General features: G+C 62.1%; 8 protein-coding genes and 1 pseudogene. 1 reads left to right on the top strand and 8 read right to left on the bottom strand.

The window, feature by feature from the left end:
• The 5 genes from YUU_RS0145105 to YUU_RS0145085 all read right to left on the bottom strand — a co-directional run.
• Nucleotides 1–154: phage integrase N-terminal SAM-like domain-containing protein (locus YUU_RS0145105; RefSeq protein ID WP_027525658.1), on the bottom strand; the 154-nt coding region annotated here is incomplete at its 3' end.
• 673 nt (nt 155–827) lie between these two features.
• Nucleotides 828–1538 carry an SDR family NAD(P)-dependent oxidoreductase gene (locus YUU_RS0145100; RefSeq protein WP_027528028.1) on the bottom strand — a complete coding sequence of 237 codons (711 nt, stop codon included), beginning with the start codon at nt 1536–1538 and terminating at the stop codon, nt 828–830.
• Nucleotides 1539–2013: 475 nt separating this feature from the next.
• Entirely contained in the window at nt 2014–2766 is a 753-nt protein-coding gene (locus tag YUU_RS0145095; protein WP_027528027.1) for an SDR family oxidoreductase, read from the bottom strand.
• Between the two features lie 104 nt (nt 2767–2870).
• Nucleotides 2871–3608, bottom strand: coding sequence for an acetoacetate decarboxylase (locus tag YUU_RS0145090; RefSeq protein ID WP_027528026.1), 738 nt, complete (start codon nt 3606–3608; stop codon nt 2871–2873).
• A 57-nt stretch (nt 3609–3665) separates the two neighbouring features.
• Nucleotides 3666–4889 (bottom strand): patatin-like phospholipase family protein, encoded by a 1224-nt coding sequence (locus tag YUU_RS0145085; RefSeq protein WP_371260601.1) that lies wholly within the window; start codon nt 4887–4889, stop codon nt 3666–3668.
• A 534-nt stretch (nt 4890–5423) separates the two neighbouring features.
• Here YUU_RS0145085 and YUU_RS54395 point away from each other — a divergent pair.
• A complete protein-coding gene (locus YUU_RS54395; protein ID WP_051390274.1) occupies nt 5424–5885 on the top strand; it encodes an ion channel in 462 nt (153 codons plus the stop codon).
• A gap of 373 nt (nt 5886–6258) precedes the next feature.
• On the opposite strand, the gene YUU_RS0145075 is transcribed toward YUU_RS54395, so the two are convergent.
• From YUU_RS0145075 to YUU_RS0145065, 3 genes and pseudogenes are all read right to left on the bottom strand, one after another.
• Nucleotides 6259–7221 (bottom strand): alpha/beta fold hydrolase, encoded by a 963-nt coding sequence (locus YUU_RS0145075; RefSeq protein ID WP_027528024.1) that lies wholly within the window; start codon nt 7219–7221, stop codon nt 6259–6261.
• Between the two features lie 168 nt (nt 7222–7389).
• Nucleotides 7390–7580 (bottom strand): annotated as a pseudogene (locus tag YUU_RS59855) (N-acetylmuramoyl-L-alanine amidase); the annotation flags it as partial.
• A 579-nt stretch (nt 7581–8159) separates the two neighbouring features.
• On the bottom strand, nt 8160–8555 hold a 396-nt coding region (locus YUU_RS0145065), incomplete at its 5' end, for an SRPBCC family protein (protein ID WP_027528022.1).

Here is an 8555-nt window from a genome sequence, read left to right as displayed (position 1 = left end):
GGATATCCTCCAGGTCAAGGCGGTCGGGAGAGCGACCGAAATACCGGCTCAACTTCGCTACGGCGTTGAGGTAGGATTGCTGCGTCGCCGGTGACAGATTGCGGACCGTCATGTCCTCGATCATGCGGCGGCGAAGTGGGCTGATCTCAGCCATCGGAAAACCTCCTGTCTGAAGGGTTGGGCTTTGAAAACCCGCAATCCTCTCAGACAGGAGGCAATCCTTGCTATGGCTCCCTACATGCCGCGACAGCGGCTTCGTTCAATCCCAAATCGATTCAACCTAACCCCATCCCGCTTTAGGCGACATGGAGTGATCGGCTGGAAATAGAGCCGCCCCTGAGGCCTCTGCGGTAATCGCGGGGTAAACGACCGACGGCTTAGCGATGGCCCGCCTCTGCTCCAACCGGAAGATTGATCGTCACCACCGCCGCGCCCCATATGACCGTCACCATAACGATTTACGCCGCACACTGAGTCTGGCGACGGCCAAGCCCAGCGGCACCCTTGCACAACTTAATTTCTCGCGCCTCTGTTGCTGCGCATCACCGTCGACAATCCTCCGCTCCAGCTGGTCGAGGGCTTCGTGGTTGGGGCGCCCTTGACCTGGAGCGGCACCGCAGGTGATGAGGTCCAAGCTGCGTCCTGTAGGCTGGTGAGCAGATCGGGACATAGCTTTGTATTTCTCCCGCCATGGCGTCGCCTTCGCAACTTTCACGCGTCGCCCTCGGGAACGGTCAGCCAAGTCGAACTTAGCTGTTGCCGCGCAGATGTAGGGGCGTGAACCTTCGAGACGTGGTCATCGCGCTGAGCTGGCTCGGCCGGGGCGACTACGTCGCCGCCGATTGGGAGGAAGCCCCGAAGACCGGGACCACGCCGCCCCGGCTCACCTTGTTCTCGGGCGAGGCGAGGAAGAGGATCGTCGCCGCCACCTCCTCCACCTTGGGCCAGGCATCGAAATTGGCCTTGGGCATGTCGCGCCGGTTGGTGGGGGTATCCATGATCGAGGGCGCGACGGCGTTCACCAGGATTCCCTCTCCCGCCAGCTCCTCGCCCAGCGCTGCGGAGAGCGCGGCGACGCCGGCCTTGGCGGCGGTAGAGGCGCTTATATTCGCCCCGGTGCGCGGCTCCAGGGCCTGGCGCGCCGCCACGTTGACGATACGTCCGCCGGCCTTCCCCCGGCGCATCGCTGCCACCGCTTCGCGGCAGCATAGGAAGCAGCTCACGAGATTGTCGTCGATCAGCCGACGCAGCAGGTCCCCGCTGGTATCGGTCAGCGGGGCGAAGGCGAAGCCGCCGGCGATATGGATCGAGGCCCAGAGCGCGGGGAGTTCGCCATAGAGCTTCGCCACCGCCGCCTCATCCGCCAGGCTCGGCACGGGGATCAGGCCCAGCGCCCCGCTGGGAAGGCCTTCCTTCTCCCGCTCCTGCCGATAGGGCACATGGCAATGGGCGCCCGCCGCCAGCAATGCGCCCACCACCGCGCGCCCCAGGGCGCCGGTGCCGCCGGTTACCACCACGTGACGATCGCGAAAATCCATCCGACCCTCCTGTTTCCTCTGCCTCGATCCGGCGGCGTTCGCCGCCGCTCATCCTGCCGCCTTCTTCTCCAGCCACGCCAGGGACGGCCTGGCCGGATCGATGACGGCGCGCTAGTGGAAGCCCGTGCCGACAATCTCCTTCTCGTCTCGGTACTCCACCTTGAAGCACATCTTGCGGTCCTCCACGCGACGAGCTTCACCTCGGCGGTCACCCACATGCCCACGGGCGTCTCCCGAGAAAAGGCTTCAGGGCATCGATGCAGGTGGCCTCGACGAAACCCACCATGCACGCCGTCACCACCATCGGCGGCAAGTCGCTGAGCGGGCGTCAGCGCGGGCACGATGACGCTCGGGTCGACGATCAGGGACCGACTATGCGTCAGCCCGCCTACGGTCCTTCTGCCGTCATTCTCTCCCTCTCTCATGCGCGCCCACGGGCCCGCCCGCTGAGGACCTTCGGTTGGCGGATGCGGGATCAGGTTTTTGCTTGTGACCGGCGAAGCCATTCGTCCAGACCGATGCGCCCGAGGCGCGCCTCGCCCAGCGGCACCAGCGATTTCTCCTCGACCCGGCCACCGAAGTATCGAGCCTCGGGATCGCTCACGACCACACGCGGATCGCCGATCGCCTTCAGATAGCGGGCAACAATTTCGTTGAACGGTGCTCGTTCCGGGCCCGCGATCTCGACGATGCCGTTTCGCGGCGCCGCGAGCGCCACGTCGGCGACGTTGGCAGCGACGTCGTCCGACGCGATGGGCTGGAACAGGCCGGGCGAAAGCCTGACCACATTTCCATCCGCACTTGAAGCGGCGATGCCGCCGAGGAATTCCATGAACTGGGTCGAGCGGATGATGGTGTAGGGGATGCCGGAGGGCGCGATCAGTTTCTCCTGGGCGACCTTGGCACGGAAGTAACCATTGTCGCTCCGGTCGGTTCCGACGATGGATAGCGCGACATGGTGCCGGACGCCGGCTGCGGCCTCCGCCGCAAGAAGATTGCGCCCGGAAGTCTCGAAAAATTCCAGCACCGCCTTGTCTTCCCATGAGGGCGCGTTGGCGAGGTCGATCACCACCTGCGCGCCGGCCAGGGCCTCTTTGAGCCCCTCGCCGGTGATGGTGTTGACGCCGGTATTGGGCGAAGCGGCGACGACCTCATGGCCGCCCTGGCGCAGTATGGCGACAGTCTTCGAGCCGATCAGGCCGGTGCCGCCGATGACGACAATCTTCATGTGATGACTCCCGAGTTCAGTCCAGCGACGTGCTGGACATTTGCTATCGGTTCAGACTGGCGCAGAACGGACATGGCGTCACGGCATGAGCCAACCGTCTCCTTTCAGCGCAGGTAGTCGTGCACGACCTTGCCCAGGCCGAGGGTCAGATCGGCGATAATGTGGACGCCCGACAAGACCTCGAGCACTGGCAGTTCGGCCACCGGTGCCAGCGCATGCGCGTGGAGGTCGAGCGCGGCCGGGCCGGTCCAGGCGCCTTTGACAGTAATGTCCTCGAGATAGTACTCGACGAGCTCGCAGATGCGCGGTGTGCCATCGACATGCGGAATGATCTTGAGGAGGAAGTTCGGCGCCGCGAGCGAGGCCTTCACCGCCGCCAAATCCGAAGTCTTGTGCTTGTAGCCCATCGACCCAGTGGCGATGCGCACCGGGCCGTAGTCGAGCGTGCCGACAAGCGTGTCGATCTCGATGTGTAGCGTAGGATCGGCGAGCTTCTTGGGGAAGCCCCAGAGCTCGCGGCCGCCGGCGATCGGCCCCTCGTCATTGAGGAACATGCAGTGCGAATAGCCGCCCTGGCGGCCGCGGAACGCGACCGGAATGACCTGGCCCGTCTCGGTGTAGTCGCCGAAGCCGGTCGAATCCGGCATGCGGATGAACTCGTATTTGACTATGTCGCCGTCCGACACGAGCGGCTCCGGCACCAGCGCGCGCAGCTTCTGCGGATCGGTGCGGTAGGTGATGATCAGATACTCGCGATTGATGAAGCGATAGGGCCCCGGCGGATAGGCCGGGCTCGTCAATGGCATCGCAAACGCTCGCTCGCGAATGTCGTTTTCTCTCATCGCTGGATCTCCTGATATGGGTGTGTCGAAGGGGCGCCGCGTCTTGCGGCCCGCGGCTCAATCGCGATCACCGGCAAAGTCGAAGATGCTGAGTTCCTCGCCATTGCCGGCGCGCTCGAGCACCTCGGGATGGCGCAGCGTGCGAATGGTGTCGTGGTAGCCGGACCGCCAATGCTCCGCCATGGATACCCGGGAGAATTCATAGTCTTTCGAGTCGCCTTCGTAGCCCCTCGGTCGATAGATGAGGTGCACTAGGTTGTAGGCGTGTCGTTGCGCGCGCGAGGCCAGGAACTTGGCTTCCTCGCTTTGCTTGAACTCGTCCGGCAGCTGGTCCAGGAGCGTGGCGACGGAGTATTCCACCTTGTGCAGCAGCTTGATGAAATTCGTGAAGGCGCGGGTGCGGCTCGAGTATTGGATCTCCTTCTGACGGGTCGCGACTTCCGGGAGGTTGCGCGGGAACTCGCCGCGTGCGCTCCAGAGATCGACCTGAAACACGAGCGCGTCGGGCATCCGCTCGCCCGTCACACGCGTGTTCGTCACAAGCCACTGGAGCGGCGTGTTCGAGACAAGGCCGCCATCCCAATAGTGCTCTCCCTCGATCTCGATGGCTGGGAAGCCGGGCGGCAGCGCGCCGCTGGCCATCACATGCTCAGGTCCGATCACCTGCGTCCCAGGATCGAAATAGACCAGGTTGCCGCTGCGCACATTCACCGCGCCGAGGCTGAGACGCGTGTCGTAGCTGTCGGAGTTTATGCGGTCGAAGTCGACGTAGCGCTCGAGCGTGGCTCTCAGCGGCCGCGTGTCATAGTAGCTCGTCGCCTCGATCGTACCGGGTGGATGAAACCACGGATTGGGGAGTCGCGGCCTGAAGAAGCCCGGCGTTCCGGCGAAGGCAACCGTGACCGCGCTCACCTGATTGGCGAGCGCGCGCGCAGCCTCGCCTCGTTCAAAGAGGCCGACGCCGTCGGCGTCGAAGCCCATGGCAGGGGCGGTGATTTCCTCCCAGAATTCGCGCAGCCTGTCGACGCGTTTCTCGGGCGCATTGCCGGCGATGATGGCGGCGTTGATGGCGCCGATCGAAATGCCGACCACCCAGTCCGGATGAAGTCCAGTCTCGGCCAAGGCCTGATAAACGCCCGCTTGGTAGGCGCCGAGCGCGCCGCCCCCCTGCAGCAGCAACACGACGCGATTGAACGGGAGCCCCGCGCGCAGGTTCCGGCCCTTGCTCGCTGCGCGCAGTTTCGGGACGAGCGGTCTTTCCGCGAGCGGCTTGTCGGGCACGCTCTGATCGCGCAGCGATACCGTCGGCATGCTCTCCGAGATCGTGCTCTTGGTCATGTTGATCCTCTCCTGTCGACGACTGGAGACTCTTTGATGACCGGGGCGCCTTAAATAGAATGGGGGTGAAAAGTGGGTCGAATGCTATGAGAAGAAATTATCCGGTCGCCCGTTCGCACTCAACAGCAGGATAACATCCCGCGCCGCTTTCTTAGACGTCGTCGACTGGTCAGCCATGCTGGTCTATTTGTGGGAGGCACCCGGATGTCTCCTGTCCGAGGGTCGTGCTTCGCGAGCATCGCCGGTCCACACGCGCGGACAGTACGAGAGATGAAGGAGGGCCCGAAGGCCACAGCCTAAAAATGTTCCATCCACCAATTCGACCCCCGGAAACACGGGACATGATTCGATTGTCTTATATATTCTGCTACGGCTTGAACCGGCCTTAGGGCTGCCCTGGTGATGGCGGTCCGAACGCTATTCGTCTCAAATCCAAGCATCGTGATCCGTGATGGGATGGGATGCTGGTGTGGAAAGATGACGCAAAATCATCAATTCGCGATCCTGTATCCATTGGTGGTTGGCCTAGGCGGAGTCGCATGTACGATTTTCGTCCATGCGTTCGCTTTGGCCGCGACGGTAAACTTCGTTCGCTATGAGAGGAAACTCGGGCGAGCAGGCGCAGGCGCCTTGATCGATCTCGCAATCGTCGCGCTGGCGGTATCATTCGCGTTCGTGGCGCACCTGATTGAGATCGCTCTATGGGCAGTGTTGCTCGTCATCTGTGGAGAATTTCAAGAGTTCGGAAACGCCTTCTACCATTCAGCGGTCAACTACACGACGCTGGGTTACGGTGATCTGCTTCTGACACCGTCGTGGCGGTTGTTGGGACCGTTGGAGGCAGCGAACGGAGCGCTTATGTTCGGCGTTTCGACCGCCATGGTCTTTGCCGTTATCCAAAGGCTGCTTCTGGACAGGTTTGAGGACCTTAGGTCCTGAGCGTTTTGTCGAGGCGTTCGCCAATTGCGCAACATATGGATACCGATCCCTAGAGTTGCCGCGCCTGTCTACGACCGCGACCCCAGCTTTAAAGCCTGCCGTCCCGGACCGCTTCGCCGAATAAAGGTCGGAAGGGAATACGAGGGCGGATCTGAAGCTCGATGACCGCTCTGGGGCCAAACTGCGGCATCGCGGGGAGGGCCGTTCTTGGGCGCAAAGCGGCGGTATGCGCACTTCTGAGAAGGGGGCCAAAAGGCGACATTGCGTTGCCGGGCTTCAGTCGCGTTGCCTGCCGTGTCTACGCAAGTCTTCTATCCAGCGAGCACGTTGCTGTTGCTAGCAAGCGAGCGGCCAAAAGTGGTCCGTTCGCGATTTATAACTGTTTCAAAAATTCCAGGAGCGCATTGTTCACGTCTTTGGCGCGCTCTTGCTGAGTCCAATGACCGCAACCTTTCAAGACTATTGTCTCGCGAAGCAAGGGCACGGACTGTTTCAGGCTAGGGATGAGATGGTCCCAGTTCGGAGATCTGTAAACCGCGTCTCGATCGCCGACGATATATAGTGCCGGGACCTGAACCTTTGCGCCAGACCATGGTGCGAGCAACTCCCAATTGCGGTCAATATTGCGATACCAATTCAAACCTCCTCTAAAGCCGGTGCGCTTGAACTCCTCGACATAAAATTCGATGTCATTGTCCGTGAGCCACGCCGGCAATGATTGGGTTGTAGGCTTCCCATCAAGCCAACCACCGTCACTAGGAAGCATCGTGAGCGACGCAGGATTTTCAACCGCCGCATCGCCAGATAGGGCGAACAATGTTGTCTTGATTGCGTTGTGAACGTCCTTTTCGAGTTCCGCCTCGGCAACGCCCGGCGTCTGGAAATAGAGTTGATAGAAACGCTGCTTTTCCACCCTCGGCATGACAGTGCTTGGTCGGTTGGGACCACGTACTGGAAACGGTACGCTCAAGCTGCCGACCGCCCTAAATCGATCCGGTCTAAACAGAGCGCAGCGCCAAGCGACCGGCGCTCCCCAATCATGTCCGACGATGACTGCTTGATCCGTGCCGATCGCGTCGAACAACCCGACCATGTCTCCGGTCAGATGCAATAGAGTATATTGATCGATCGCATCCGGTTTGTCCGTCTGCCCGTAACCACGCATATCGGGCGCGATGGCGCGATATCCGGCGGCGGCGAGTGCTTCTAATTGGTGCCGCCACGAATACCAGCACTCCGGAAAGCCATGGCAGAGAAGCACAGTGGGGCCGTCCCCTGCTTCGGCCAGGTGCATTCGAATGCCATTTGTCTCGATAAATCGATGCGAGATCGTCATCTGGCAACCTCCGCTCTGCATTTCCGCACTCCTCTTGATCGGCTGGATCGCCGACACCCAGTCGAACGGCAGACCGCCAAAACGACATGCTCTACGAATTTATTTTCGAGCCGCACCGCGCCTCGATGAACAAACGCCGAACCGAACCCGAACCGAATTACCGGAGGCCTGGCGCAGCGGAGAATCCGGATAACCCCAGTCATGGCCGCGATTGACGATCTCGATCCCGATGGAGCAGGAATTGAATCTTCCTCGCCCGCCCAGGATGAGACGCCGGCGTGCCAGGCGCGCTTGGCTTCGGGCACGCACTGCACGATGCGGCCATCCTCCAGCACGATGTAGTGAGCGGAGAGCTCGGTTTCCGGCGAGGGTCGTCGGCAGCTGGCTGGGCGCGCGGAAAGGCGCCAGTGTCTGCGTTTCCACGACAGCCGAGAGGGGCTTGCGCTCGACCAGCACTTGATCTCCGATCGTCTTTGTCAGCTCCGCCAGCGCCTTCTTTGTCGCACTATCGCCGCCCGTTTCGTTGGCGATCGATTCGATCAGCGCCGGCAGTATCAGAGCCTGCATAAAATCGCACATGGCAGAGGTGAGCGATCTCTGCAGGGATGTGATGTCCCAGGCTGCAGCGGGCAAGAAAGTCTTGGGGGCGGGGATCTTTAGAAATCATTGTCCGCGACCCGGAGCCCTCACTACAAGGGGGACAAATTGCGTTAGGCCTGCATCAGCGAACAGAGCTACCCAAGAAACAAGATTGCTCATCCAGCGCTCGGGACGGAAAGCTTCCGACCTCGCCGTTTCGCCCCACAGTATCTCGCCCAGATGCAACGCCGCGCCGGAGGGCAGAGGTGGCAGCTTCTGCGCCAGCCGCTAATCATCAAGACGGGCCATGCGGCGCAGGCGGCGATGATCGCGTCGCATCGGCTGAGGTGCGACCGCGTTCAATCGTTACCAGTACGGCCGTGCCAGGGGTCCGGGCCCGGGTCGCGTCCCGCTGCGACCTCGGCCAGCCGGTCGAGGTAATGGGCCCAACCTTCTGCGTGGCCGGCGCATTGCTCGGCACTGGGCAGGCCCGTATGGGTCAGGCGCAGCAGCGTTCCGTCCGGTTGCTCCATCAGGTCGATCTCGACCAGGCTTGACGCCGGCGGTACCACCTCGCTGCCGTTCCAGCCGAAGCTATAGGCTAGGCGGTGCACTGGCACCACCTCGCGGAAGGACCCACGGGCAAAGCGAGCGCCGGTGACGTTGACGAGATAGAGCCCGCCGGGCTGAGGATCGACCTGCGCCTCCGTTCCCATCCACCGGAGGATCTTCTCCGGATCAGTGAGGAACGCGAA

The sequence above is a fragment of the Bradyrhizobium sp. Ec3.3 genome, from assembly GCF_000472925.1.
Classification (GTDB): Bacteria; Pseudomonadota; Alphaproteobacteria; order Rhizobiales; family Xanthobacteraceae; genus Bradyrhizobium.
Note: the sequence above shows the minus strand (reverse complement) of the source record. Positions and strands in the feature narration are given on the sequence as shown.

What these genes read in the sequence shown, in the direction of transcription:
- YUU_RS0145100 (WP_027528028.1), bottom strand. Translation starts at nt 1,538, where the DNA reads ATGGATTTTCGCGATCGTCACGTGGTGGTAACCGGCGGCACCGGCGCC.
- YUU_RS0145095 (WP_027528027.1), bottom strand. Translation starts at nt 2,766, where the DNA reads ATGAAGATTGTCGTCATCGGCGGCACCGGCCTGATCGGCTCGAAGACT.
- YUU_RS0145090 (WP_027528026.1), bottom strand. Translation starts at nt 3,608, where the DNA reads ATGAGAGAAAACGACATTCGCGAGCGAGCGTTTGCGATGCCATTGACG.
- YUU_RS54395 (WP_051390274.1), top strand. Translation starts at nt 5,424, where the DNA reads ATGACGCAAAATCATCAATTCGCGATCCTGTATCCATTGGTGGTTGGC.
- YUU_RS0145075 (WP_027528024.1), bottom strand. Translation starts at nt 7,221, where the DNA reads ATGACGATCTCGCATCGATTTATCGAGACAAATGGCATTCGAATGCAC.